This window comes from Protofrankia sp. Cas3, assembly GCF_963555955.1.
Classification (GTDB): Bacteria; Actinomycetota; Actinomycetes; order Frankiales; family Frankiaceae; genus Protofrankia.
In genome coordinates this window covers 1-649 of record NZ_CAUVXP010000311.1, presented here as the reverse complement: position 1 = coordinate 649, position 649 = coordinate 1, and the positions used below count along the sequence as shown (strand labels likewise).

Sequence of the window (649 nt, the reverse complement as noted above, 5' to 3'; positions counted from 1 at the left end):
GCGCGGCGGTGTTCTCCTGGGCGCAGCAGTACCGCAATGGCGGGGTTGAGGCGCTGAGGGCGAAGCCGATTCCGGGTAGACCGAAGAAGTTGTCCGAGCAGCAGGCAGACAGGATCTACACGATCCTCTGCACTAAAACCCCCGACCAGATGCAGTTCGACTTCCAACTGTGGACCCGCTGGATGGTCCGGGACCTCATCACGCGACTGTTCGGTATCAACATCACCGAGCAGACGGTCGGCAGGATGCTGCGGCGCTGGGGAATGTCCCCGCAACGGCCCACCACGCAGGCGATCCAGCGCGACGAGGAAAAGGTGATGCGCTGGAAGACCGAGCAGTTCCCGAAGATCCGCGCCGAAGCTCGGCAGGTAGGGGCCACGGTCTACTTCGGGGACGAGGCCTCGGTGCGTACCGACCACCACGGTGGCACAACCTGGGCGCCCGTCGGTGAAACCCCAGTAGTCAGCCGCACAGGAGACCGGAAATCGGTTTGCATGCTCTCCGCGGTCAGCGCCCAGGGCAAACTGCACTTCATGCTCCAGCAGGGCGGATCCGTCGACTCCAAGGTATTCATAGAATTCTGCGGGAAGCTGCTCCACGATGACGGCGGAAAGGTCTTTCTCATCGTCGACGGAGTCAAGTACCACGA

General features: G+C 62.4%; 1 protein-coding gene. It reads left to right on the top strand.

Going from position 1 to position 649, the window contains the following annotated elements:
* The coding region (locus U9983_RS27575) for an IS630 family transposase (protein WP_322756810.1) at positions 1-649 on the top strand (649 nt) is incomplete at both ends.